Source organism: Pseudomonas jinjuensis (assembly GCF_900103845.1).
Taxonomy (GTDB): domain Bacteria; phylum Pseudomonadota; class Gammaproteobacteria; order Pseudomonadales; family Pseudomonadaceae; genus Pseudomonas; species Pseudomonas jinjuensis.
Window position 1 is genome coordinate 93945 of record NZ_FNIJ01000015.1, and the last position, 22018, is coordinate 115962.

A 22018-nucleotide genomic window follows, 5' to 3' on the forward strand; every position below is an offset into this window, starting at 1 on the left:
GCTCCTGCTCGGGGCTGGCGGAAAAAGGCGTTACGGTAGTGACGCGGCGATTGCCGCGCAAGCCACGGGAGCAGGAAGCGGACGGAGGAGCATCAGGGCTTCGGCGGATTGATCCGCGCGGCCAGTTCGTAGGCGCGCACGGTGGCGGGGCGGGTCTTGATCGCTTCGAACCAGCGCTTGACGCTGGGGAAGTCGCTCAGGTCCTGGGATTGCCATTCGAAGGGCACGATCCAGGGGTAGATGGCCATGTCGGCGATGCCGTAGTCGTCGCCGGCGACGAAGGCGCGGTCCGCCAGGCGCTTGTCCAGCACACCGTAGAGGCGCGCGGTTTCCTTCACGTAGCGGTCGATGGCGTAGGGGATCTTCTCCGGCGCGAAGCGGTTGAAGTGGTGGTTCTGCCCGGCCATCGGGCCGAGCCCGCCCATCTGCCAGAACAGCCACTGCAGGGTTTCCTCGCGGCCGCGCAGGTCTTGGGCGATGAACCTGCCGGTCTTCTCCGCCAGGTAGAGCAGGATGGCGCCGGACTCGAACAGCGCCAGCGGCTCGCCGCCGTCCGCCGGGGCGTTGTCGACGATGGCGGGGATCTTGTTGTTCGGCGAAATCTTCAGGTAGTCCGGGGCGAACTGCTCGTCCTTGCTGATGTTGATCGGATGCACACGGTAGGGCAGGCCGGCTTCCTCGAGGAAGATGCTGATCTTGTGGCCGTTGGGCGTGGTCCAGTAGTACAGGTCGATCATCTGGGTTCTCCGCGAAAGTGTGGGGACAGTCTAGTTGCGACTGCGCCGGCTGCCGGGAGGTTCGACTGGCGGAAAGCAAGAGGCCCGCATTCGCGGGCCTCTGGTTGCTACGGTCCCGGGATCAGGCGCCGTGGCACTTCTTGAACTTGCTGCCGCTGCCGCAGGGGCAGGGATCGTTGCGGCCGACGTCCTTCAGCGGATTGCGCACCGGCTCGTGGCTGTGGTTGCAATGCGGGCCGTGGACATGGCCGTGGTGATCGTGATCATGGTCATGGTTGCAGTTCGGACCATGTACATGGGGTTCCTGGCTCATTGGAAGCTCACTCCGGGATGTAATCGCCGGGGATTATCTCGCCATTGCGGGCAATGTGCACGCTGCGGCCGAACAGCAGGCCGGTCTTCACTTCGCCATCGAGACGGTAGCGGATCGGCTGGTCCGGTTTTTCCAGGAGCTTGACGATGTACTTCATGTGCCGCCAGAGATTGGTGGTCACCGGCACGTCGAAGGTCTCGTGGCCGTTGGCCGGCACGGTGAACCAGGTATTGGATTCACCCTCGGCGAGTTGCACGTCGTTGAGCTTCACCTTGTAGCGCAGGCCGCGCACCGGCAGGCTGAAGTCGTTCGGATTGTCGATGCGGAAGCGCAGGAGGAATTCCTGCTCCAGCAGCCTGGCCTTCACCACGTCGACCTTCATCAGCTTGACGTCGGGACTCTCGAAACTGCCGGTGATCCAGCTGCAGCCGGACAACAGTCCGATGAGCCAGAGAAGGCTGATAGTTCTTATGATTTGCGCCTGACGATTCATGTCCATCCCCCAAGACGCCCCAGTGTACCAAGCACCTGCTCTGCCGCAAGCTGTTGTTCCGTTAAAAGAAGCTGCACCATACTGGGCGCATCCTGATCGGCGGGCGAACACGGGAGTGTGACGATGAGCCGCTTTGAAATCGCATTTTCCGGGCAGATCGCGCCGGGCGCATCGGTGGAGGCGGTCAAGGCCAACCTGGCCAGGCTGTTCCAGGCCGACGCCCAGCGCATCGAACTGCTGTTCTCCGGGCGCCGGGTGGTGATCAAGAACAACCTCGACGAGGCCGCGGCGGAGAAGTACCGCAGCGTGCTGGAGCGCGCGGGGGCCATAGTGGAAGTGCTGGACCTGGAGGCGCTGGTCGAGGAGATCGAACTGGCCCCGCCGCCGGCCGATCCCGAAGCGCCGCCGCCGCTGAAGGTGGCGCCGCGCGACCAGTACATGGCCGCCTTCGCCGAGGTGGAAGCGCCGGACTTCGGCCTCGCCCCGGTGGGCGCCGACCTGCAGGACGCCCACCCCGAGCCGCAGCGCCCGGAGCTGGACCTGAGCGGGCTCAGCGTCGCCCCGGTGGGCAGCGACATGGGCCAGGCCAAGGCCCCTCCAGCCGCGCCGGCGCCGGATATCAGCCATCTGAAGCTGGTGGAGTAGGGCGGGGCCAAGCTGCACTCGTAGGAGCGAGCTTGCTCGCGAACAAAATGCGCTGAGATACCAAGACAGTTGCTCCTTCATGGAGTCGCGCCGCCTGAAACACGCACAGAACCTGTAGGAGCCAGCTTGCTGGCGATTGCCGTGATCTCCTTCCCCGCCGACGTTGAGGGAAAACCTGGTTTGCCAGCAAGCTGGTTCCGACAGGTCTGGCGTCAAGCGGGCCATGGGCAGCCACGTAGGGTGCATAACGCGCCAGCGTTATCCGCCATCCCATCGGCGTGGCCTGGTCGACTGGTACAGGCCGGTCGCGGGCATGGCCCGCTCCTGCAAAAGCGTCGCCCGCGCTTCAATCGCTCTGCTGCGGATCGTCCTTGTAGACGAACTTCGGCATTTCCCAGTGGAAGCGGATCGCCAGCAGGCGGAACAGGAAGCCGGCGAACAGGGTGATCAGCAGCGACTGTTCGTTGGGCAGCTTCAGGTGGATGCACAGCAGGTAGCACCAGGCGCTGGCGAAGGACACGCTGGCGTAGAGCTCGCGGCGGAAGATCAGCGGCACGTCGTTGCAGAAGATGTCGCGCAGGATGCCGCCGAAGACTCCGGTGATGACCCCGCTGATCGCCGCGATCAGCAGGCTGTGGCCCATTTCCAGGCTGACCTGGCAGCCGATCAGGGTGAAGGCCACCAGCCCCACCGCGTCGAGCGCCAGGAACAGCGAGCGCAGGTGGCGCATCAGCGGTGCGATGAACACCGTGACCAGCGCGGCGAACGCGGTCAGCGCCAGGTATTCCGGATGGCGCACCCAGGTCAGCGGGTAGTGGCCGAGCAGCATGTCGCGCACCGAACCGCCGCCCAGCGCCGTCACGCAGGCCACCAGCACCACGCCGAACAGGTCCATGCTGCGTCGCCCCGCCGAGAGCGCGCCGGTCATGGCTTCCGCGGTGATGGCGATGATGTAGAGGACGGTGAGCAGCATGGTCGGGCTCCGCGGCAGGGCGCCAAGGGAGCGCTTGTGGCGCTCCGGGCGCGAAAAAAGCGCGGATTCTAGCCGACCGGCCGGTCTTCTCCCAAATCGGATGTCAGCCGATCCACGGGCCGCAGCATTTCTTCAGCTTGCCGCCGGCACCGCAGGGGCAGGGATCGTTGCGGCCGAGCTTGAGCGGCACGGTCGGGTCGAGGAAGTACCAGTGCCCGTCGCGCTGGACGAAGCCGGAAGTTTCGCGGTGCGCGTGTTCCCCCTCGCCGTCGTGCCAGCGCGCGGTGAAGGTGACCCGCGCGTGCTCGGGCTGGCCGCCCAGCACCTCGTGGCTTTCCACCTCCAGGCCGAGCCAGGTGCTGCCCTGGCTCCAGGCGCGGATGGAGTCGAGGTTCAGCCCGGCCTGCTGCGCGGGCAGGGTGGTGTCGCGCAGGTAGTCGATCAGGCCGAGCACATAGGCGCTGTAGCGCGAACGCATCAGTGCCTCGGCGGTGGGCGCCGGCTGGCCGCCGTGCAGGCGGCCGCAGCAGTCGGGGAGCGGGATGCCGCTGCCGCAGGGGCAGGTCGGTTCGGTCATGGTCACCACCAGTATTTGCCGAAATTCTCCGGGTTGGCCCAGAACTTCGCGTTCAGCCAGTCCGGTACCTGCTTGTATTCGTGCAGGTCGTAGGTGAACAGCGTGAGCGTCTGCTCGCCGCGCTGGAAGCGTTCGCTGGCCTGCATGGCCAGGGCGAAGAAATCGGTGTCGCGGGTATCCGCCGCGGCCAGGTCGACCAGCACGGCAACGCGGCTGCTGTTCAGGTTGCGGATGCCGCCCACCAGTTGCAGGCCCTCGCGGCGCGGCATGTGCTCCAGGCAGTCGGCCAGCACGGCGAGGTCGTAGCGCTGGGCGGCCAGATCCGCCGGCAGCGGGCCCGCCGGAGCTTCCGCCAGCGTGCAGTCCGGGTGCGCGGCGCGGAAGGCTTCCACCGCCGGCATGCCGCTGGCGCCCACCAGCAGCAGGCGTTGCGGGGCGTAGCGGTCGAGCAGTGCGGCCAGGGCCTGTTGTGGGGTGCGCGGTGAATTCATGGCGTTCTTCGGGATGCAATCGGATGCGCAGAGACTAACGTTTGCAGCGCGCATGGCCTAGTGCTGGCGCATTCTGCAAGGGGCGTCTTTACTCCGTAATTGTCGGTTCAGACCCGTTCTCAAGAGGAGAAATTTACATATGAGCATCACAAGGACCGCTTTACCCCTGTTGCTGGTAAGCAGTTTGCTCACCGGATGCGCAGGGCTGCAGAAGTCCGACTGGCCGACCTGCGCGCTGGTCGGAGGTCTCGGAGGCGCCGGTCTCGGCTCCATCGAGAACAGCACCTGGGCAGGCTGGGGTGCTCTGATCGGCGGTGTGCTGGGTGCTTCCTATTGCTGGGTACATGGAGCAGAAGAACAGGTGGCGGCCGTCGAACCGGCGCCTGCGCCCGAGCCGGCTCCTGCGCCGCTGCCGAAGGAAGAGACCATCGTCGTGCGCGACCTGCATTTCGCCTTCGACTCGTCGAAGATCGATGCGCGCGACAAGGATCAGCTGGACACCATCGCCAGCCGTCTGCGGGGCGAAGCCGCCAGCACCGAGCTGAACATCGCCGGCCATACCGACAGCGTGGGTACCGACGCCTACAACCAGACCCTGTCGGAGAAACGCGCCAACGCTGTGGCCAATTACCTGGTCGATGCGGGCGTTCCCGCCAGCAGCATCAAGTCGGTCAGCGGCTACGGCGAAAGCCAGCCTGTCGCCGACAACAAGACCTCGGATGGCCGCGCGCAGAACCGCCGCGTGGAAATCCAGATCAAGCGTGAGTGATGCGCTGCACGTAGTACATCCGGTGGGGGCCTTCGGGCCCCCGCTGTTTTTCCGCGCCGGTTCACTGGCGCAGCCGTTGCGCTCCGGGGTATGTTGCTGGCGAAATGACTTCGGGGGCGTTCATGAATGCACTGGTAGGGCTGGGCAAGCTGGTTGCCCTGTTTTTCTGGCTGGCGGTGCTGGCCAATCTGGTTTCTCCTTTCGCACATCCTTTTTCCATGCTGCTCAAGGTCGCCGGCGCCGTGATCCTGCTGATCCACGTGATCGAACTGGCGGCTTTCGGCAGTCGTCTGCGTGGGCGCCGGCACGTCTGGCTGGATGGCCTGCAGGTGCTGCTGTTCGGCGTGTTCCATCTGCTCAGCGTGGCGAAGACCGGTACACGGGGAGGTTCGCATGCGTAGGGTTCTGGGCGTATTGCTGCTGGCCGCGCCGCTGGGCTGCCTGGCGGCGGACAGCGTGAACGTGGAACCGAACACCGTCCTGCGCCTGCCGGCGAAGGGCGATTCGCTGACCCTGGAACGGGTCAGCGTGGCCGAGCAGGGCGCCCTGCTGATTCCCGCGCGGGTCCGCGAGCTGCGCATCGGCCACCTGGAACTGGCGAAGAACGCGCGGCTCGGCGTGTTCCCCGGCCAGCAGGCGCTGCACATCGACGTGCGCGAAGGCCGGCTCGCCGACGGCAGCGTGATCGCCGCGCAGGGCGCTTCGGGAAGCTTCCAGAAGCCGGCCAGCGCCGGGCGCGACCTGGTGCTGCGGCTGCAGAACGTCGCGGTGGGCGATCTGCTGGTGGACGTTCGCGGCGGCGTCGGTGCGCCGGGCCTGGACGGCCTGGATGGTGCCAATGCGCGCGCCGCCGGCTGCCTGTGGGGCGGCTCGCGGCCCGCCGGCAACGGCGAGAATGGCGCCGATGGCCAGCCGGGAGCGCCCGGCGGCAAGGTGCGTTTCGAGGTGCCGCAGGACTTCCCGATGGAAGTGGTCAGGGTCCGCCTGGAAGGTGGCGTCGGCGGGGCGGCGGGCAAGCCCGGCAAGGCGGGCGCGAAGAGCGGCCCGCGCAACTGCATGGTCTACAGCACCACCGGCGGCGCCGCTGGCAAGCCGGGCCAGCCCGGCGTGGAAGGCCCACGGGGCAGCGACGGCCGGCTCGACGTGGTGCGCTTCTGATTACCAGTGCAGGCGTGCGGCGGCGATAGCCACCAGCACCAGGCCGATCAGCAGGTTGCCGCCGATGGTCTTGCGGATGCGCCCCAGCACCGCGCCGCCGGCCGGCCAGTCCTGGGCTTCCAGCGCGCGGCGCAGCTCCGGCAGCTGCAGCGCCTGCACGCGCAGGAACAGCGCCAGCATCGCCACGTAGAGTCCCATCATGACCTGCACGTGACGGGGCGCTCCGGCGAAGCCGTTGAAGCTCAGCTGCAGCATGCCGACGCCGGTGACCGGCAGCAGGATCACCGCACCCCAGACCCAGACGAAGAAGCGGCGGAACACGTCCAGCCACAGCTTCAGCCGCGCCGGCGGCTCCAGCGTGGCGACCGCCGCGGGGCGCAGGATCATCCACGCGAAGAACATGCCGCCGACCCAGACCAGGGCGGCCAGCACGTGCAGGGCGTAAACGAAGGCGAAGGGTGTCATTGAGCGTTCTCCAGTGGCGGTCGGGACGAAGCGCGCTATCATAGCCGGCCAATCAAACTACTGAAAATTTATCCAGCTTCCGGATGTGTCCACAGGGCCGTTCCGGCGCCCGGGAACCCCATGCTCAGCAACGAACTCAAGGCCCAGATCCAGGGCGCCTACTCGCGCTTCCTCGAAGCCAAGGAACTCAAGCCGCGCTACGGCCAGCGCCTGATGATCGCCGAAGTGGCGAAAGTCCTCGGCGTGATCCAGAGCGACGAGGAAGGCCATCGCGAAGGCGAACCCGCGGTGGTCGCGGTGGAGGCCGGCACCGGCACCGGCAAGACCGTGGCCTACAGCCTGGCCGCCATCGCCTGCGCCAAGTCCGCCGGCAAGCGCCTGGTGATCGCCACCGCCACCGTCGCCCTGCAGGAGCAGATCGTCCACAAGGACCTGCCCGACCTGCTGCGCAACAGCGGCCTGAGCTTCAGCTTCGCCCTGGCCAAGGGCCGCGGGCGCTACCTGTGCCTGTCCAAGCTCGACCATCTGCTGCAGGAAGGCCAGGCGCAGAACGCCACCGCCCAGCTGTTCGAGGAAGACGGTTTCCGCATCGACGTCGACGAGGCGTCCGGCAAGCTGTTCAACCAGATGATCGAACGCCTGGCCGGCAACCGCTGGGACGGCGACCGCGACAGCTGGCCGGAAGCCATCGACGACGCGCACTGGGCGCAGCTGACCACCGACCACAGCCAGTGCACCAACCGGCATTGCCCGAACTTCGGCCAGTGCGCCTTCTATAAGGCACGCGAGGGCATGACCAAGGTCGACGTGATCGTCACCAACCACGACCTGGTGCTGGCCGACCTGGCCCTCGGCGGCGGCGCCATCCTGCCGGACCCGCGCGAGACCATCTACGTGTTCGACGAAGGCCACCACCTGCCGGACAAGGCCATCGGCCACTTCGCCCACTTCACCCGCCTGCGCGCCACCGCCGACTGGCTGGAGCAGGTGGCGAAGAACCTCACCAAGCTGCTGGCGCAGAACCCGCTGCCCGGCGACCTCGGCCGGCTGATCGAGCAGGTGCCGGAACTGGCGCGGGAGGTGCGCACCCAGCAGCAGTTCATGTTCACCGCCTGCGAGGAGATCGGCGATTTTCGCGCCGGCGAGGACATGGAAGGCCGCGAGCGGCCGCGCCACCGCTTCCCCGGCGGGGTGGTGCCCGAGCACATCCGCGAGATGGGCATCGAGCTGAAGAAGGGCTTTTCCCGGCTCACCGACCTGTTCACCCGCCTCACCGAGATCCTCAAGGAAGCCATGGATGGCGAAGGCGCCGCCGGCGTCACCAGCTACCAGGCGGAAGAGTGGTACCCGCTGTTCGGCAGCCTGCTGTCCCGCGCCCAGGGCAACTGGGAGCTGTGGACCGCCTTCACCTGCGAGGACCCGCAGGACAGCCCGCCGATGGCGCGCTGGCTGACCCTGGCGGAAAGCGGCAGCTTCTACGACATCGAGGCCAACGCCAGCCCGATCCTCGCGGCGGAGACCCTGCGCCGCAACCTGTGGAACGTCGCCTACGGCGTGCTGGTGACCTCGGCGACCCTGACCGCCCTCGGCACCTTCGACCGCTACCGCATGCGCGCCGGTCTGCCCAGGAGCTCGGTGACCGCCGTGGTGCCGAGCCCGTTCCACCACGCCGAGGCCGGCCTGCTGCAGGTGCCCGACCTCAAGGCCGACCCGCGCGACGCCGCCGCCCACACCGCGGCGATCATCCGCGAGCTGCCGGGACTGGTGGAAGGCGCGCGCGGCACGCTGGTGCTGTTCGCCTCGCGCAAGCAGATGCAGGACGTGTTCGACGGCCTGGAGCGCGACTGGCGCAGGCGCGTGCTGATCCAGGGCAACCTGTCCAAGCAGGAGACCCTGAACCGGCACAAGTCGCGGGTCGACGACGGCGATCCGAGCGTGCTGTTCGGCCTGGCCAGCTTCGCCGAGGGCGTCGACCTGCCGGGCGCCTACTGCGAGCACGTGGTGATCGCCAAGATTCCCTTCGCGGTGCCGGACGACCCGGTGGAAGCCGCGCTGGCCGAGTGGATCGAGGCGCGCGGCGGCAACCCGTTCATGGAGATCGCCGTGCCGGATGCGTCGCTGCGCCTGGTGCAGGCCTGCGGGCGGCTGCTGCGCACCGAGGAGGATCGCGGCACCATCACGCTGCTCGACCGCCGCGTGGTGACCCAGCGCTACGGCAAGGCGATCCTCAACGCGCTGCCGCCGTTCCGCCGCCAGATCGCCTGAACGCTGCGCCGGCGCCGCGCTCGAAAGCAATCAATCAACGCCGGCCATGCGTGCCGGCGAGACGCAAGGACAAGGTCGCATGAGTTCTCCCCGCTGGCATCTGCCGCTGCTGCTCAGCCTCGCGCTGGCCAGCGCCCCGAGCTGGGCCGCAGGCGGCAACGAAACGCTGTTCAACTTCGTCAAGCCCATGGCCGTGGTCACGGTCGGCACCCAGGATGCCGACCTGCCCAGCACCACCGCCGAGGCGACGCCGGAAGGCGAGATCCTGCGCCGCGTGAACTTCCGCCCGGCGAGCCAGCCGACCCTGCGCCTGGCACCGGCCAGCGGCAGCTGGGACTGGTCCCAGGCGGACAGCATGAGCCTGCGCATCCAGAACGCCATGGACTGGGCGCTGACCCTGGAAATCGACATCGATGGCATCGACGGCAAGCCCGGCCTGCACGCCAGCGTGGCGCTGCCCGCCGGCCCGGCGCAGACCCTGCTGGTGCCGCTGAAGGCGACGTCGCCGGAGATGTTCGGCATGCGCACCGGCGTGCCGATGCCGTTCAATCTCGACGGCCAGCGCCTGCTGATCGCCACCCGCGTCGAAGGCGAACTGGACCGCAGCAAGGTCGGCGCAGTGCGCATCTACCTGCGCGAACCGAAGGCGGCGCAGGACATCCTCGTCGCCCGCTTCGGCACCCGCTCCGGCGGCAAGGAGCTGCGCCGCGCCTACACCGGCATCATCGACGGCTTCGGCCAGGCCAGCCGCGGCGACTGGCCGGAAAAGGTGAAGAGCCCCGAGCAGTTGGCCGCCGCCTGGAAGGCCGAAGGCGAGCAGTTGCAGAAATGGCAGCGCGATCCCGCCCGCTACGACCGCTTCGGCGGGTTGCTCGGCAGCCTGCGGTTCGAGGCCAGCGGCTTCTTCCGCAGCGAGAAGCGCAACGGCCGCTGGTGGCTGGTGACGCCGGACGGGCATCCGTTCTGGTCCCTCGGGGTGAACACGGTGAACGCCGAGAGCAGCCAGACCTACGTGGAAGGCCGCGAATACATGTTCGCCAGCCTGCCGAGGGACGGCGAGCCGCTGGCGGTGTTCTACGGCCAGAGCGACGACCGCTCCGGCGTCGGCGCGCAGCAGGGGCGCAACTTCGGCAGCGGTCGCTGGTTCGACTTCTATGCCGCCAACCGCTTCCGCGCCAACGGCGGGCTGAGCGGCGACGCGGCGGCCGAAGCCTGGCGCGAGCGCACCCTGCAGCGCCTGAACGGCTGGGGCTTCAACAGCCTCGGCAACTGGAGCGCCCCGGCCTTCGCCACGTCGCAGCGCATGCCGTACAGCGTGCCGCTGTCGATCAGCGGCGACTACGCCACGGTGAGCACCGGCTACGACTGGTGGGGCGCCATGCCCGATCCGTTCGACCCGCGCTTCGCCATGGCCGCCGAGCGCGCCATCGCCATCGCCGCCCGCGACCACCGCGAAGACCCCTGGCTGCTCGGCTACTACGCCGACAACGAGCTGGCCTGGGCCGGCCGCGAAGGCCCGCAGGCGCGTTTCGCCCTGGCCTTCGGCGCGCTCAAGCTGTCCACCGACAGCCCGGCCAAGCGCGCCTTCATCAAGCAGCTGAAGGACAAGTACAAGGAGCACGAGGCACTGGCCGCGGCCTGGGGCGTGCAACTCGGCGCCTGGGAAGATCTCGACGCACCCGGCTACGAGGCGCCGCTGCCGGACGAGGCGCATCCGGCCATCGCCGAGGACTACAGCGCCTTCCTGCGGCTGTACGCGGACCAGTACTTCAAGACCCTGCACGACTCGCTGAACTGGCACGCACCGAACCACCTGCTGCTCGGCCCGCGCTTCGCCGTCAGCACGCCGGAGGCGCTGGCTTCCTGCGCGCAGTACTGCGATGTGCTGAGCTTCAATCTCTACGTGCCCAGCCCGCAGCTGGGCTACGACGCGGAATACGTGCGCAGCCTGGACAAGCCGGTGCTGATCAGCGAATTCCACTTCGGCTCCCGCGACCGCGGCCCGTTCTGGGGCGGCGTGGCGGAGGTGTACAACGAACAGCAGCGTGGCGAGAGCTACCGGAAATTCCTCGCCGAGGCGCTGAAGGACCCGCAGATCATCGGCGCGCACTGGTTCCAGTACCTCGACCAGCCGGCCAGCGGACGCCTGCTCGACGGCGAGAACGGCCACATCGGCCTGGTGGGCATCACCGACCTGCCGTTCGGGCGCTTCGTCGACGCGGTGCGCAAGGCCAACCAGCAGTTGGAGAAGGGGTTGCTGAAGGAAGCCGAGGCCGCCGCCAGTGCCGAACCGCAACCGCCGGCGCCGGCCGCGGAGCCGCCCGCCGAGACCGATCCGGCAGCCAGCGGCGAGCAGCCGGCCGCCGCACAGCAAGAGTGATCCGAGGAATCCCGCATGACCCTGCAAGGCCACTGTGACAGCCGTTTCGCCCCGCTCGCCGATGCCTTCGCCGCGCTGTTCGACGATCCGCAGGAACGCGGCGCGGCGCTGTGCGTCCAGGTCGGCGGCGAAGTCGTGGCCGACCTCTGGGCCGGCCGGGCGGGCCGGGAGGCGGACCAGCCGTGGCAGGCCGACAGCATTCTCAACCTGTTCTCCTGCACCAAGACCTACGCCGCCGTCGCCCTGCTGCAACTGGTCGGCGAGGGCAAGGTCGAGCTGGACGCGCCGGTCGCCCGCTACTGGCCGGAATTCGCCGCCGCCGGCAAGCAGGACATCAGCGTGCGCCAGTTGCTCGCCCATCGCGCCGGCCTGCCGGCGGTGCGCGAAACCCTGGCGCCGGAAGCGCTCTACGACTGGCAGCGGATGACCGCGGTGCTGGCCGCCGAAGCGCCCTGGTGGACGCCGGGCGTGGAGCATGGCTATGCGCCCATCACCTACGGCTGGCTGGTCGGCGAGCTGATCCGCCGGATCGACGGCCGCGCGCCGGGCGAGGCGATAGTCGCGCGGGTGGCCGCGCCGCTGGGGCTGGATTTCCATATCGGCCTCGCCGACAGCGAGTTCCACCGCGTCGCCCACGTCGCGCGGGGCAAGGGCAACCTCGGCGACGCCGCGGCGCAGCGCCTGCTCAGGGCCACCATGGGTGATCCCGCCGGCCTGCAGGCGCGGGCGTTCGGCAATCCGCCGTCGATCCTCACCAGCACCAACAAGCCGGAGTGGCGGCGCCTGCAGCAGCCGGCGGCGAGCGGCCACGGCAACGCCCGCTCGCTGGCCGGCTTCTATGCCGGGCTGCTGCAGGGGCGGCTGCTGGATGACGCGCTGCTGGCCGAACTGACCCGCGAGCACAGCGTCGGCGACGACCGCACCCTGCTGACCCGCACCCGTTTCGGCCTCGGCTGCATGCTCGACCAGCCGGAAATCGCCAACGCCACCTATGGCCTCGGTGCGCGCGCCTTCGGTCATCCGGGGGCGGGCGGTTCCATCGGCTTCGCCGATCCGGAGCGCGAACTGGCCTTCGGCTTCGTCACCAACACCCTCGGTCCCTACGTGCTGATGGACCCGCGCGCGCAGAAGCTGGCGCGGGTCGCCGGGAGTTGCCTGTAGTCCTTCGTCGGCTCGCCTGAGCGGCGGGGAACCGCAACGCCGATTGGCCTCTCGAATCCATTCAACCGAACGCCGGCATGCCGCTCGTCCGCCGCTTCGTTGCGGGCGCGCAGCATGGGGAAACCCGAGTACGCTTGTCAGATACCGCAACCGCTTTGCGCGGCTGGCGTTCGGCTCCGACCGTTTTTCGATCCACCCGCTCCATGGAGTCCACGCATGAACCTCCTCAAGACTTCGGCCCTGCTGCTGTGCATCGGCCTGGCCGGCTGCAGCCAGTGGCAGAACACCGCCCCAGACCAGGCAGGCCAGTCCTCCGCTTCGAAGAAACCGCACTGGTGGTCGCTCGGCTCGAAGGGCGGCGCGACCGCGGGCGAGTCGGCGGCGGATTCCCAGGCCGGCATGGCCTGGCTGGACCAGAACGAGAAACCGTTGCGTTCGGCGGCCGCCGACAGCGGTTTCGAGGTCGAGCGCCGCGACAATGCGCTGGTGCTGATCGTGCCGGTGGATACCTCGTTCCATCCCAAGCGCCCGGAGATGCTGCTGTCCAGTTCCCTCGCGCCGCTGGGACGGGTGGCCAAGCTGGTGGCGGCCGATCCGCAGGGTGGCGTGATGGTGGTCGGGCATACCGACAGCAGCGGCAGCGAGGTCGCCAACGACCGGCTCAGCGTGGAGCGCGCGCAGGCGGTGGCCTCGCTGTTCCGCCTCAGCGGCCTGGACAAGGAGCGCGTGCGCATGAGGGGCGTCGGTTCCGACCTGCCGCGGGCGGACAATTCCACCAGCCAGGGCCGCGCGCTGAACCGCCGGGTGGAGGTCCTCTGGGCCCTGCGCGGCGTGCTGCCGACCCTGGCGCGCAACGAGTGACTTGCTCTGCCTCAAGCAGACTGCCACGACACTGGTTAAGCTTAGGGACCTATTCCAGAGGAGGTTTTCAATGGCTCAGACCCTGGCCGAAATGCGCCGCGAATACACCCGGGACGGACTCTGCGAGTCCACCGCCCCGACCGAACCCTTCAGCCTTTTCCACCAGTGGTTCGAGGATGCGGTGAAGACCGAGCAACTGCCGGTCGAGCCGAACGCCATGACCCTCGCCACCGTCGACGAGGAAGGCCGCCCGCACTGCCGCGTGCTCCTGCTCAAGGGGCTGGACGAGCGCGGCTTCACCTTCTTCAGCAACTACGAGAGCGACAAGGGGCGGCAGCTGGCGGCGCGCCCCTATGCGGCGATGACCTTCTTCTGGCCGGCGCTGGAGCGCCAGGTGCGGATCGAGGGCGTGGTGGAAAAGGTCTCGCCGGAAGAGTCCGCCGCCTACTACCGCGTGCGCCCGCTGGGCAGCCGCCTGGGTGCCTGGGCCTCGCCGCAGAGCCGGGTGATCGCGGGGCGCGACGAGCTGGAACAGCTGCTGGCGGCAACCGAAAGGCGTTTCGCCGATACCCAGCCGCCCTGTCCGGACCATTGGGGCGGCTATCGCCTGTTGCCGCAGCGCATCGAGTTCTGGCAGGGCCGTGCCAGCCGTCTGCACGACCGGCTGAACTATCGCCAGGAAAACGGCGGATGGCTGCGCGAGCGGCTGGCGCCCTGAGTCGGTCCTGTCCGTCGGGGGTGGCTGAATGAAACTGGTGATCGCTCCCGATTCCTTCAAGGAAAGCCTTTCCGCGCCGGAAGTCGCCGCCGCCATCGCCCGTGGCTGGCTGCGCGCGATGCCGGCCGCGGAGATCGTCCTGCGGCCGCTGGCCGACGGCGGCGAAGGCACGGTGGACGCGGTGCTCGCTGCCCGCCCGGGACAGCGCATCGACTGCCGGGTGCGCGGCCCCCTGGGGCAGCCGGTGACCGCTCACTGGGGGCGTCTGGACGATGCCACCGCGGTGATCGAGATGGCCGCCGCCAGCGGCCTGCACTGGGTGCCCGAACGCAAGCGCGACGCCACCCGCACCACCAGCTACGGCACCGGCGAGCTGATTCGCGCGGCGCTGGATTCGGGGGCGCGCAAGATCATCCTCGGCCTCGGCGGCAGCGCGACCAACGATGCCGGGCTGGGATTGCTGCAGGCCCTCGGCGTGCGCTTCCTCGATGCCGCCGGCAGGGAGCTGGGCGACGGCGGCGCGGCCCTGGCCGGTCTGCATGAGCTCGACCTGGGCGGCCTCGACCCGCGCCTGCTGCAGGTGGAAATGGAAGTCGCCGCCGACGTCGACAATCCGCTCTGCGGGCCGCGTGGCGCCTCGGCGGTGTTCGGTCCGCAGAAGGGCGCCAGCGCCGCGCAGGTGGAGGAACTGGATGCCGCCCTGCAGCATTTCGCAGCGGTAGCCGCCGCCACCCTCGGCGAGGACCACAGCCTGTTCCCCGGTGTCGGCGCCGCCGGCGGCCTGGGCTTCGCCGCGCGGGCGTTCCTCAAGGCGCGATTCCGTCCCGGCATCGCGCTGGTGGCCGAGCTGTCCGGGCTGGCCGAGGCCCTGCAGGGCGCCGATCTGGTGATCACCGGCGAAGGCCGGCTGGATTCGCAGAGCCTGCACGGCAAGACGCCGGTGGGCGTGGCGCGCATGGCGCAGGCGGCGGGCGTGCCGGCGATCGCCCTGGCCGGCAGTCTCGGCGAGGGTTACGCCGCGCTGCACGAGACCGGCATCGCCGCCGCCTTCAGCCTGGCGCCGGGGCCGCTGAGCCTGGCCCAGGCCCTGGCCCGCGCCGCGCAGGAACTGGAGGCGCGCGCCGAGGAACTGGCGCGCTTCTGGCTGGTGGCTCAGGCGGCGCGATAGTCCTTCGCCGCCTGTTCCAGCCAGGCGGGCAGCTCGCGGCGTCTGACCTTCGCCCGCCTGGCTTCCTCGAGACGCTGCAGCAGGTATTCGCGCTTGGCCGGATCGTCGCCGGCCAGGGAGAGCGCCAGGTCGCGATCCATCCAGCGGCGGATGCGCCAGTAGATCCACCAGTGGAAATACAGGCCGGCGGCGGTGGTGACGACGATGATGAAGTAGTCCATGGAGTGTTCCTTGCGGCGGCAGGCGCCCACCCTAGCCGATCGTCCGGCGCTCATAAAGACGGCCGGCCGCGGGCATTTTCCCCGCGATGAGCGAAAATATAGGAATCGAAGCCTGCGCAGTTCCCTGGCGTGATCTTGCGCAACGCGCCCGGCGTGACAGCGGGGCCTGCGGCGGAGTCTAATAAAGGCAGTCTTTCTCGGAGGTTCTTCGTTATGCGTAAGCCCGCCCTGTTCGCCGTGACCTTTGTTGCACTGGCCCTGACTCTCGGCGGTTGCCAGTCCAGCCTGACCGGCGACACCTACTCCCGTGAAGAAGCGCGCACCGTGCAGAACGTCCGCATGGGCACCATCCAGGCGCTGCGCCCGGTGAAGATCGAAGGCACCAAGACGCCGATCGGCTCGGTTGCCGGCGCGGCGGTCGGCGGCATCGGCGGCAGCAGCATCGGCCAGGGCCGCGGCAGCTACGTGGCCGCGATCATCGGCGCGGTCGCCGGCGGCCTGATCGGTTCGGCCACCGAGGAGGGCCTGACCCGCGCCCAGGGTGTCGAGATCACCGTGCGCGAGGACGACGGCAGCACCCGTGCCTATGTGCAGGAAGTCGACGAAGGCGCGGTATTCCGCGTCGGCGAACGCGTCCGCATCCTGACCGTCAACGGCACCAGCCGCGTCTCGCACTGATCTTTCCTTCCAGGTCGCTCCTGCGAGCGACCGCCTCTCTCCAGCGCGCGAAACTGCATCCGGTTTCGCGCGCTATCGTTTCAGGACATCCGATTCCCGGCGGGTACGGGTGATTTCGAAATAATTCATTCCATGGCGATCTTCCGATAGATGCGGATAATAGGCGCCGTTTTGCCGCGGGGACGCCCCGCCGGCAGATAGCGGGCATCGCCCGGAATGAAAAAGGAGTGATCGATGATTCTGGCGCTGATCGTTGCGCTGCCATTCCTGGGCATCTTCCTGCCGATCCTGGCCGAACGCCTGGGTCGCAGCGCCTGCGCCACGGCCACCGCGCTGGTGCCGCTGGCCGGCCTGGCGCTGTTGTGGAGCCAGCGCGGCGCGCTCGCCGGCGAGCGTCTGCTGGCACGCCACGACTGGCTGCCGGAACTGGGCTTCAACCTCAGCCTGCGCCTCGACGGGCTGGGCTTCCTGTTCGCCCTGCTGATCCTCGGCATCGGCGTGCTGGTCATCCTCTATGCCCGCTACTACCTGTCCGAGCAGGAACCGACCGGGCGCTTCTACGCCTTCCTGCTGCTGTTCATGGGCTCGATGCTCGGCGTGGTGCTGGCGGAGAACCTGCTGCTGATGCTGGTGTTCTGGGAACTGACCAGTCTCTCGTCGTTCCTCCTGATCGGCTTCTGGAGCTACCGCTCGGATGCCCGCAAGGGCGCGCGCATGTCGCTGGCGGTCACCGGCGGGGGAGGGCTGGCGCTGCTCGCCGGCATCCTGCTGATCGGCCAGGTGGTGGGCAGCTTCGAGCTGAGCGACGTGCTCGCCGCCCGCGACGTCCTGCAGGGCAGCGCGGTGTTCCCGGTAGCGTTGTGCCTGGTGCTGCTCGGCGTGTTCACCAAGTCCGCGCAGTTCCCCTTCCATTTCTGGCTGCCCCACGCCATGGCGGCGCCGACCCCGGTTTCCGCCTACCTGCACTCGGCGACCATGGTCAAGGCCGGCGTGTTCCTGCTGGCCCGCCTGTATCCGGTGCTCTCGGGCAATGACCTGTGGTTCTACCTGGTCAGCCTGACCGGCCTCGCCACGCTGCTGATGGGCGCCTTCATCGCGCTGTTCCAGAACGACCTGAAGGGCCTGCTGGCCTACTCGACCATCAGCCACCTCGGCCTGATCACCCTGCTGTTCGGTCTCGACTCGCCGATGGCCAACGTCGCCGCGGTGTTCCACATCATCAACCACGCGACCTTCAAGGCCTCGCTGTTCATGGCCGCCGGGATCATCGACCACGAGACCGGCAGCCGCGACATGCGCCGCATCAACGGCATGTGGAAGTACCTGCCGCACACCGCGGTGCTGGCGATGGTGGCGTCCGCGTCCATGGCCGGCGTGCCGCTGCTCAACGGCTTCCTCAGCAAGGAGATGTTCTTCGGCGAGACCCTGGCGCAGAACATGATGGGAAGCTTCAACTGGCTGATCCCGGCGCTGGCGACGCTTGGCGCGCTGTTCTCGGTGAGCTACTCGGTGCGTTTCATCCACGACGTGTTCTTCAATGGCGAGCCGATCAACCTGCCCAAGGTGCCCCACGAGCCGCCGCGCTACATGAAGGTGCCGGTGGAAATCCTGGTGTTCCTCTGCCTGCTGGTCGGCATCGCGCCGGCCTGGACGGTGGCGCCGCTGCTCTCCGCCGCCGCCGGCGCGAGCCTGAACGGCCCGGTGCCGGCCTACAGCCTGGCGATCTGGCATGGCTTCAACATGCCGCTGGTGATGAGCCTGGTGGCGCTGGTCGGCGGCACGTCGCTGTACATCTTCCGCAGGCCGCTGTTCGACTGGTACGCCGGCCTGCCGGCGATGGACGCGAAGCTGGTGTTCGAGCAGCAGGTGAAGCGCGTGGCGATCTTCGCCGGTCGCTGCACCGATGGCCTGGAGAACGGCTCGCTGCAGCGCTACGTGATGCTCCTGCTGCTGGCCGCCGTGGTGGTGGTGTTCGCCGGCCTGGCGCCGCTGCCCAGCCTCGCCGGCACGCGGCCGCTGACCACGCTGGACGGGATCACCGCGCTCGGCCTGGTGCTGCTCGCCCTGAGCGGCCCGCTGGTTGCCTGGTTCCATCGCCAGCGGCTGGTGGCGCTGGTCATCCTCAGCATCGCCGGCCTGCTGGTGGCGCTGGCCTTCGCCCGCTTCGCCGCACCGGACCTGGCGCTGACCCAGCTGTCGGTGGAAGTGGTGACCATGGTCCTGCTGATGCTGGCGCTCTACTATCTGCCGACCCGCACGCCGAAGGAAACCGGCAGCCTGCGCAAGCTGCGCGACGTCGTCGTGGCGCTGCTCTGCGGCGTGATGGTGGCGCTGCTGGCCTACGCCGTGCTGACCCGCCCGTACCAGACCATCGCCGGCTACTACCTGGACAACAGCGTCGGCGGCGGTGGCGGGCACAACGTGGTGAACGTGATCCTGGTGGACTTCCGCGGCTTCGATACCCTCGGCGAGATCAGCGTGCTGGCGATCGCCGCGGTGGGCATCTTCGCCATGCTCGCCGGCCTGCGCCTGCCACGTGCGGAGCGGGATGCCGAGGGCCGCGCCTGGGCGGCCGAGCGCTTCCCGCCGATCCTCGCCATCCTCTCGCGGCTGATGCTGCCGCTGGCGCTGCTGGTGGCGGTGTTCATCTTCCTGCGCGGGCACAACCTGCCGGGCGGCGGCTTCATCGCCGGGCTGATCACCGCGGTGGCGCTGATCCTCCAGTACATCGCCTGCGGCACGCGCTGGGTGCGCACGCGACTGCCGCTGAACTATGCGCGGCTGGCCGGCCTCGGCGTGCTGGTGGCCGGTCTTACCGGCCTCGGCAGCTGGGCGTTCGGCCATCCGTTCCTGACCTCGTCGTTCGGCCATTTCCACATCCCGCTGGTCGGTGAGATCGAGCTGGCGACGGCGATGCTCTTCGACCTGGGCGTGTACCTGACCGTGGTCGGGGCGACCCTGCTGATCCTCTCCGGGCTCGGCGAAATGACCGCGCCGCCGGATGAAGCGGTGATTGCCAAGGAGGTGCACTGATGGAGGCGCTGTTCGCCATCGCCCTCGGCCTGCTCACCGCCAGCGGTGTGTACCTGCTGTTGCGGGCGCGCACCTTCCCGGTGGTGCTGGGCCTGACCCTGATTTCCTATGCGGTGAACCTGTTCCTCTTCGCCATGGGCCGGCTCGCCGGCGAACCGGCGGTGGTCGGCCAGGTCGCCAATGCCGGCGACCCGATTCCCCAGGCGCTGGTGCTGACCGCCATCGTCATCGGCTTCGCCATGACCGCCTTCGTCATCGTCCTCGCCCTGCGCGGGCTGGCTGAGACCGGCGACGACCACGTGGATGGCGCGGCCGGGGAGGGCGAGGAATGAATCACCTGCTGATCCTGCCGATCGTGCTGCCGCTGTTCGCCGGCTGCCTGCTGCTGGCCGCCATTGGCGAACGCGCGCAGCGCGGCCTCTCGCTGCTCGCCACCCTGGCGCTGCTGCCGCTGAGCGGGGTGCTGCTGCAACAGGCCGCCGGCGGGCAGATCCAGTTCTACGCGCTGGGCAACTGGCAGCCGCCGTTCGGCATCATCCTGGTGCTCGACCGTCTGAGCGCGCTGTTGTTGCTGGCCAATGCGCTGCTCGCGGTGTTCGCGCTGCTCTATGCGCTGCGTGGCGACGACCGCCGCGGCAAGCATTTCCACGCGCTGTTCCAGTTTCAGCTGGCCGGCCTGAACGGCGCCTTCCTCACCGGCGACCTGTTCAACCTGTTCGTCTTCTTCGAGATCCTGCTGATCGCCTCCTACGGCCTGCTGCTGCACGGTGGTGGCGCCGGGCGGGTGCGCGCCGGCGTGCACTACGTGGTGCTCAACCTGGTCGGCTCGGCGTTCTTCCTGATCGCGGTGGGCGTGCTGTATGGCGTCACCGGGACCCTGAACATGGCCGACATGGCCCGCCACGTCGCCGCGCTGGATGCCGCCCAGGCGCCGCTGGTGCGTGCCGCGGCCCTGCTGTTGCTGGTGGTGTTCGGCCTCAAGGCGGCGCTGCTGCCGCTGTACTTCTGGCTGCCGCGCGCCTATGCCGAGGCGAGTGCGCCGGTGGCGGCGCTGTTCGCCATCATGACCAAGGTCGGCATCTATTCGATCCTGCGCGTCTACACCCTGATCTTCGGCGCCGAGGCCGGCGAGCTGGCGAACCTGGCGCAGGACTGGCTGTGGCCGCTGGCGTTGCTCGGCATCGCCGTGGGCGCCATCGGCGCGCTGGCGGCGAACACCCTGCAGGGCATGCTGGCCTACCTGGTGGTGGTGTCGGCCGGCACCCTGCTGGCGGCGCTGGCGATGGGCAGTCAGGCAGCGTTGAGCGCGGGGCTGTATTACCTGCTGCACAGCACCTGGGTGGCCGGCGGGCTGTTCCTCCTCGCCGACCTGATCGCCCGCCAGCGTGGCGAGAAGGGCGGCCATCTGCGGCAGGGGCCGGCGCTGCTGCAGCCGCATCTGCTCGGCGCGCTGTTCTTCCTCGGTGCCATCGCGGTGGTCGGGCTGCCGCCGCTGTCCGGCTTCATCGGCAAGCTCATGTTGATGCGCGCCGCCAGCACGCCGGCGGAGACGCTGGCGCTGTGGGCGGTGCTGCTGGTCAGCGGGCTGGTCACCATCGTGGCGCTGAGCCGGGCCGGCAGCACGCTGTTCTGGCGCACCGGGCGCACCGTGCTGGGCAGCGCCGAGCGCGATCCGCTGCGCCTGCTGGCGACCCTCGGCCTGCTGCTCACGGCGCCGCTGCTGGTGCTGCTGGCCAAGCCGCTGCTGGTCTATGTGCAGGCGACCGCCGCGCAGTTGCTGGATGTCGAGCTGTATCGCCAGGCGATCCTCGGAGGTGGCGCATGATCCGCCGCCTGCTGCCGCATCCGCTGCTCAGCGCCTGCCTGCTGCTGACCTGGCTGCTGCTGGTCAACGATTTCTCCCTCGGCCACTGGCTGCTCGGCGGCGCACTCGGACTCGTGCTGCCGTGGCTGTGCCGGGACCTGCTGCTGCCCGTCCCGCGCATCCGCCGGCCGCTGCTTCTGCTGCGCTTCATCGGCCTGGTGCTGCACGACATAGTGGTCGCCAACCTGCAGGTGGCGCGGCTGGTGGTCGGGCCGACCCGCGCGCTGCGCCCGGCCTTCGTCGAGATTCCGCTGGACCTGAATGACGACCTGGCGATCACCGTCCTCGCCAGCGTCATCACCCTGACCCCGGGCACGGTATCCGCCGATCTCGGCGCCGATCGCCGGACCCTGCTGGTGCACGGCCTGGACGTGCCCGACCCGGAAGCGCTGGTCGCCGACATCAAGTCGCGCTACGAGGCGCCGCTGAAGGAGATATTCGAATGCTCGGCTACGTGATCCCCGTGTGCCTGGCGATGCTCGGCGTGGCGCTGCTGCTCACGGTGGCGCGGCTGGTCCGCGGCCCGGGCCTGCCGGACCGTATCCTGGCGCTGGACACCCTGTCGGTGGAAGCCATCGCGCTGATCGTGCTGTTCGGCATCTGGAGCGACTCCGGCCTGTACTTCGAGGCCGCGCTGCTGATCGCGGTGATGGGCTTCGTCAGCACCGTGGCATTGTCCAAGTACCTGCTGCGGGGGGACATCATCGAATGAATGCGCAGTTCTGGATCGAGGCCGTGGTGTCGCTGCTGCTGCTCGGCGGCAGCCTGTTCGCCCTGCTCGGCGCCATCGGCCTGTACCGCCTGCCGGACTTCTACACCCGCCTGCACGCACCGACCAAGGCGTCGACCCTCGGCGTCGGCGGAGTGATCCTCGCCTCGCTGGTGTACTTCACCGCCCGTGGCGAGCTGAGCCTGCACGAGATACTGATCACCGCATTCCTCTTCATCACCGCACCGGTCAGCGCGCACCTGCTGGCGAAGGCGGCGATGCAGCAGCGCGAGGAGCGGGTGAAGGACACCCAGGGCAAGCCGTGGGAGTGATTACCCT

At 68.8% G+C, this 22018-nt stretch carries 25 protein-coding genes; 17 read left to right on the forward strand and 8 right to left on the reverse strand.

Annotated features, from left to right (window positions below; translation table 11 throughout):
- Positions 1 to 92: 92 nt before the first annotated feature.
- From BLR75_RS20120 to BLR75_RS20130, 3 genes are all read right to left on the reverse strand, one after another.
- Positions 93 to 737: a glutathione S-transferase N-terminal domain-containing protein gene (locus tag BLR75_RS20120; RefSeq protein ID WP_084313745.1), complete on the reverse strand. Its 645-nt coding sequence runs from the start codon at positions 735 to 737 to the stop codon at positions 93 to 95.
- Positions 738 to 858: 121 nt separating this feature from the next.
- Positions 859 to 1050, reverse strand: coding sequence for an SEC-C metal-binding domain-containing protein (locus tag BLR75_RS20125; RefSeq protein WP_084313744.1), 192 nt, complete (start codon positions 1048 to 1050; stop codon positions 859 to 861).
- 7 nt (positions 1051 to 1057) lie between these two features.
- Positions 1058 to 1543: an LEA/WHy family protein gene (locus tag BLR75_RS20130; protein WP_084313806.1), complete on the reverse strand. Its 486-nt coding sequence runs from the start codon at positions 1541 to 1543 to the stop codon at positions 1058 to 1060.
- 123 nt (positions 1544 to 1666) lie between these two features.
- On the opposite strand from BLR75_RS20130, the gene BLR75_RS20135 reads away from it, so the two are divergent.
- Entirely contained in the window at positions 1667 to 2188 is a 522-nt protein-coding gene (locus BLR75_RS20135; RefSeq protein ID WP_084313743.1) for a hypothetical protein, read from the forward strand.
- A 346-nt stretch (positions 2189 to 2534) separates the two neighbouring features.
- On the opposite strand, the gene BLR75_RS20140 is transcribed toward BLR75_RS20135, so the two are convergent.
- From BLR75_RS20140 to BLR75_RS20150, 3 genes are all read right to left on the reverse strand, one after another.
- Entirely contained in the window at positions 2535 to 3161 is a 627-nt protein-coding gene (locus tag BLR75_RS20140) for a trimeric intracellular cation channel family protein (protein WP_090416134.1), read from the reverse strand.
- Between the two features lie 103 nt (positions 3162 to 3264).
- Positions 3265 to 3738 carry a YchJ family protein gene (locus tag BLR75_RS20145; RefSeq protein ID WP_084313742.1) on the reverse strand — a complete coding sequence of 158 codons (474 nt, stop codon included), beginning with the start codon at positions 3736 to 3738 and terminating at the stop codon, positions 3265 to 3267.
- 2 nt (positions 3739 to 3740) lie between these two features.
- Positions 3741 to 4229 (reverse strand): DUF6231 family protein, encoded by a 489-nt coding sequence (locus BLR75_RS20150; protein ID WP_084313741.1) that lies wholly within the window; start codon positions 4227 to 4229, stop codon positions 3741 to 3743.
- Between the two features lie 139 nt (positions 4230 to 4368).
- On the opposite strand from BLR75_RS20150, the gene BLR75_RS20155 reads away from it, so the two are divergent.
- The 3 genes from BLR75_RS20155 (at position 4369) to BLR75_RS20165 (ending at position 6156) form a co-directional block, all read left to right on the forward strand.
- Positions 4369 to 4998 carry an OmpA family protein gene (locus BLR75_RS20155; protein ID WP_084313740.1) on the forward strand — a complete coding sequence of 210 codons (630 nt, stop codon included), beginning with the start codon at positions 4369 to 4371 and terminating at the stop codon, positions 4996 to 4998.
- 122 nt (positions 4999 to 5120) lie between these two features.
- Positions 5121 to 5399 (forward strand): DUF1145 domain-containing protein, encoded by a 279-nt coding sequence (locus tag BLR75_RS20160; RefSeq protein ID WP_084313739.1) that lies wholly within the window; start codon positions 5121 to 5123, stop codon positions 5397 to 5399.
- Positions 5392 to 6156 carry a collagen pro alpha-chain precursor gene (locus BLR75_RS20165; RefSeq protein WP_084313738.1) on the forward strand — a complete coding sequence of 255 codons (765 nt, stop codon included), beginning with the start codon at positions 5392 to 5394 and terminating at the stop codon, positions 6154 to 6156. Before BLR75_RS20160 ends, BLR75_RS20165 begins: the two co-directional genes overlap by 8 nt.
- Here BLR75_RS20165 and BLR75_RS20170 read toward each other — a convergent pair whose 3' ends face one another.
- A complete protein-coding gene (locus BLR75_RS20170; protein WP_084313737.1) occupies positions 6157 to 6621 on the reverse strand; it encodes a CopD family protein in 465 nt (154 codons plus the stop codon).
- 120 nt (positions 6622 to 6741) lie between these two features.
- Here BLR75_RS20170 and dinG point away from each other — a divergent pair, with 120 nt between their 5' ends.
- The 6 genes from dinG (at position 6742) to BLR75_RS20200 (ending at position 15174) form a co-directional block, all read left to right on the forward strand.
- Positions 6742 to 8886: an ATP-dependent DNA helicase DinG gene (gene dinG, locus BLR75_RS20175; protein WP_084313736.1), complete on the forward strand. Its 2145-nt coding sequence runs from the start codon at positions 6742 to 6744 to the stop codon at positions 8884 to 8886.
- Between the two features lie 79 nt (positions 8887 to 8965).
- Entirely contained in the window at positions 8966 to 11266 is a 2301-nt protein-coding gene (locus BLR75_RS20180; protein WP_084313735.1) for a beta-galactosidase, read from the forward strand.
- 15 nt (positions 11267 to 11281) lie between these two features.
- The gene (locus BLR75_RS20185) at positions 11282 to 12427 is read left to right on the forward strand and encodes a serine hydrolase domain-containing protein (protein WP_084313734.1); all 1146 of its coding nucleotides are present in this window, start codon (positions 11282 to 11284) and stop codon (positions 12425 to 12427) included.
- Between the two features lie 216 nt (positions 12428 to 12643).
- On the forward strand, positions 12644 to 13288 hold the full coding sequence (locus tag BLR75_RS20190) for an OmpA family protein (RefSeq protein ID WP_084313733.1): 645 nt from the start codon (positions 12644 to 12646) through the stop codon (positions 13286 to 13288).
- 70 nt (positions 13289 to 13358) lie between these two features.
- Entirely contained in the window at positions 13359 to 14006 is a 648-nt protein-coding gene (gene pdxH, locus BLR75_RS20195) for a pyridoxamine 5'-phosphate oxidase (protein WP_084313732.1), read from the forward strand.
- Between the two features lie 28 nt (positions 14007 to 14034).
- Positions 14035 to 15174, forward strand: coding sequence for a glycerate kinase (locus tag BLR75_RS20200; RefSeq protein WP_084313731.1), 1140 nt, complete (start codon positions 14035 to 14037; stop codon positions 15172 to 15174).
- On the opposite strand, the gene BLR75_RS20205 is transcribed toward BLR75_RS20200, so the two are convergent.
- Positions 15159 to 15395 (reverse strand): 30S ribosomal protein S3, encoded by a 237-nt coding sequence (locus BLR75_RS20205; RefSeq protein WP_084313730.1) that lies wholly within the window; start codon positions 15393 to 15395, stop codon positions 15159 to 15161. The genes BLR75_RS20200 and BLR75_RS20205 overlap by 16 nt on opposite strands.
- 213 nt (positions 15396 to 15608) lie before the next feature.
- Between BLR75_RS20205 and BLR75_RS20210 the strand changes: the two genes are divergently transcribed.
- From BLR75_RS20210 to BLR75_RS20240, 7 genes are all read left to right on the forward strand, one after another.
- Positions 15609 to 16073, forward strand: a complete 465-nt coding sequence (locus BLR75_RS20210; RefSeq protein ID WP_084313729.1) for an outer membrane lipoprotein — start codon at positions 15609 to 15611, stop codon at positions 16071 to 16073.
- A gap of 234 nt (positions 16074 to 16307) precedes the next feature.
- The gene (locus BLR75_RS20215) at positions 16308 to 19106 is read left to right on the forward strand and encodes a monovalent cation/H+ antiporter subunit A (protein ID WP_084313728.1); all 2799 of its coding nucleotides are present in this window, start codon (positions 16308 to 16310) and stop codon (positions 19104 to 19106) included.
- Positions 19106 to 19438 (forward strand): Na+/H+ antiporter subunit C, encoded by a 333-nt coding sequence (locus BLR75_RS20220; protein ID WP_084313727.1) that lies wholly within the window; start codon positions 19106 to 19108, stop codon positions 19436 to 19438. The genes BLR75_RS20215 and BLR75_RS20220 overlap by 1 nt, the downstream gene beginning before the upstream one ends.
- Positions 19435 to 20931: a monovalent cation/H+ antiporter subunit D gene (locus tag BLR75_RS20225; protein WP_084313726.1), complete on the forward strand. Its 1497-nt coding sequence runs from the start codon at positions 19435 to 19437 to the stop codon at positions 20929 to 20931. Before BLR75_RS20220 ends, BLR75_RS20225 begins: the two co-directional genes overlap by 4 nt.
- Positions 20928 to 21428, forward strand: coding sequence for a Na+/H+ antiporter subunit E (locus BLR75_RS20230; RefSeq protein ID WP_084313725.1), 501 nt, complete (start codon positions 20928 to 20930; stop codon positions 21426 to 21428). Before BLR75_RS20225 ends, BLR75_RS20230 begins: the two co-directional genes overlap by 4 nt.
- The gene (locus tag BLR75_RS20235; protein WP_084313724.1) at positions 21413 to 21682 is read left to right on the forward strand and encodes a K+/H+ antiporter subunit F; all 270 of its coding nucleotides are present in this window, start codon (positions 21413 to 21415) and stop codon (positions 21680 to 21682) included. Before BLR75_RS20230 ends, BLR75_RS20235 begins: the two co-directional genes overlap by 16 nt.
- Positions 21679 to 22011: a Na+/H+ antiporter subunit G gene (locus tag BLR75_RS20240; RefSeq protein ID WP_084313723.1), complete on the forward strand. Its 333-nt coding sequence runs from the start codon at positions 21679 to 21681 to the stop codon at positions 22009 to 22011. Before BLR75_RS20235 ends, BLR75_RS20240 begins: the two co-directional genes overlap by 4 nt.
- Positions 22012 to 22018: the final 7 nt, after the last annotated feature.

What these genes read in the sequence shown, in the direction of transcription:
- BLR75_RS20120 (WP_084313745.1), bottom strand. Translation starts at nt 737, where the DNA reads ATGATCGACCTGTACTACTGGACCACGCCCAACGGCCACAAGATCAGC.
- BLR75_RS20125 (WP_084313744.1), bottom strand. Translation starts at nt 1,050, where the DNA reads ATGAGCCAGGAACCCCATGTACATGGTCCGAACTGCAACCATGACCAT.
- BLR75_RS20130 (WP_084313806.1), bottom strand. Translation starts at nt 1,543, where the DNA reads ATGAATCGTCAGGCGCAAATCATAAGAACTATCAGCCTTCTCTGGCTC.
- BLR75_RS20135 (WP_084313743.1), top strand. Translation starts at nt 1,667, where the DNA reads ATGAGCCGCTTTGAAATCGCATTTTCCGGGCAGATCGCGCCGGGCGCA.
- BLR75_RS20140 (WP_090416134.1), bottom strand. Translation starts at nt 3,161, where the DNA reads ATGCTGCTCACCGTCCTCTACATCATCGCCATCACCGCGGAAGCCATG.
- BLR75_RS20145 (WP_084313742.1), bottom strand. Translation starts at nt 3,738, where the DNA reads ATGACCGAACCGACCTGCCCCTGCGGCAGCGGCATCCCGCTCCCCGAC.
- BLR75_RS20150 (WP_084313741.1), bottom strand. Translation starts at nt 4,229, where the DNA reads ATGAATTCACCGCGCACCCCACAACAGGCCCTGGCCGCACTGCTCGAC.
- BLR75_RS20155 (WP_084313740.1), top strand. Translation starts at nt 4,369, where the DNA reads ATGAGCATCACAAGGACCGCTTTACCCCTGTTGCTGGTAAGCAGTTTG.
- BLR75_RS20160 (WP_084313739.1), top strand. Translation starts at nt 5,121, where the DNA reads ATGAATGCACTGGTAGGGCTGGGCAAGCTGGTTGCCCTGTTTTTCTGG.
- BLR75_RS20165 (WP_084313738.1), top strand. Translation starts at nt 5,392, where the DNA reads ATGCGTAGGGTTCTGGGCGTATTGCTGCTGGCCGCGCCGCTGGGCTGC.
- BLR75_RS20170 (WP_084313737.1), bottom strand. Translation starts at nt 6,621, where the DNA reads ATGACACCCTTCGCCTTCGTTTACGCCCTGCACGTGCTGGCCGCCCTG.
- dinG (WP_084313736.1), top strand. Translation starts at nt 6,742, where the DNA reads ATGCTCAGCAACGAACTCAAGGCCCAGATCCAGGGCGCCTACTCGCGC.
- BLR75_RS20180 (WP_084313735.1), top strand. Translation starts at nt 8,966, where the DNA reads ATGAGTTCTCCCCGCTGGCATCTGCCGCTGCTGCTCAGCCTCGCGCTG.
- BLR75_RS20185 (WP_084313734.1), top strand. Translation starts at nt 11,282, where the DNA reads ATGACCCTGCAAGGCCACTGTGACAGCCGTTTCGCCCCGCTCGCCGAT.
- BLR75_RS20190 (WP_084313733.1), top strand. Translation starts at nt 12,644, where the DNA reads ATGAACCTCCTCAAGACTTCGGCCCTGCTGCTGTGCATCGGCCTGGCC.
- pdxH (WP_084313732.1), top strand. Translation starts at nt 13,359, where the DNA reads ATGGCTCAGACCCTGGCCGAAATGCGCCGCGAATACACCCGGGACGGA.
- BLR75_RS20200 (WP_084313731.1), top strand. Translation starts at nt 14,035, where the DNA reads ATGAAACTGGTGATCGCTCCCGATTCCTTCAAGGAAAGCCTTTCCGCG.
- BLR75_RS20205 (WP_084313730.1), bottom strand. Translation starts at nt 15,395, where the DNA reads ATGGACTACTTCATCATCGTCGTCACCACCGCCGCCGGCCTGTATTTC.
- BLR75_RS20210 (WP_084313729.1), top strand. Translation starts at nt 15,609, where the DNA reads ATGCGTAAGCCCGCCCTGTTCGCCGTGACCTTTGTTGCACTGGCCCTG.
- BLR75_RS20215 (WP_084313728.1), top strand. Translation starts at nt 16,308, where the DNA reads ATGATTCTGGCGCTGATCGTTGCGCTGCCATTCCTGGGCATCTTCCTG.
- BLR75_RS20220 (WP_084313727.1), top strand. Translation starts at nt 19,106, where the DNA reads ATGGAGGCGCTGTTCGCCATCGCCCTCGGCCTGCTCACCGCCAGCGGT.
- BLR75_RS20225 (WP_084313726.1), top strand. Translation starts at nt 19,435, where the DNA reads ATGAATCACCTGCTGATCCTGCCGATCGTGCTGCCGCTGTTCGCCGGC.
- BLR75_RS20230 (WP_084313725.1), top strand. Translation starts at nt 20,928, where the DNA reads ATGATCCGCCGCCTGCTGCCGCATCCGCTGCTCAGCGCCTGCCTGCTG.
- BLR75_RS20235 (WP_084313724.1), top strand. Translation starts at nt 21,413, where the DNA reads ATGCTCGGCTACGTGATCCCCGTGTGCCTGGCGATGCTCGGCGTGGCG.
- BLR75_RS20240 (WP_084313723.1), top strand. Translation starts at nt 21,679, where the DNA reads ATGAATGCGCAGTTCTGGATCGAGGCCGTGGTGTCGCTGCTGCTGCTC.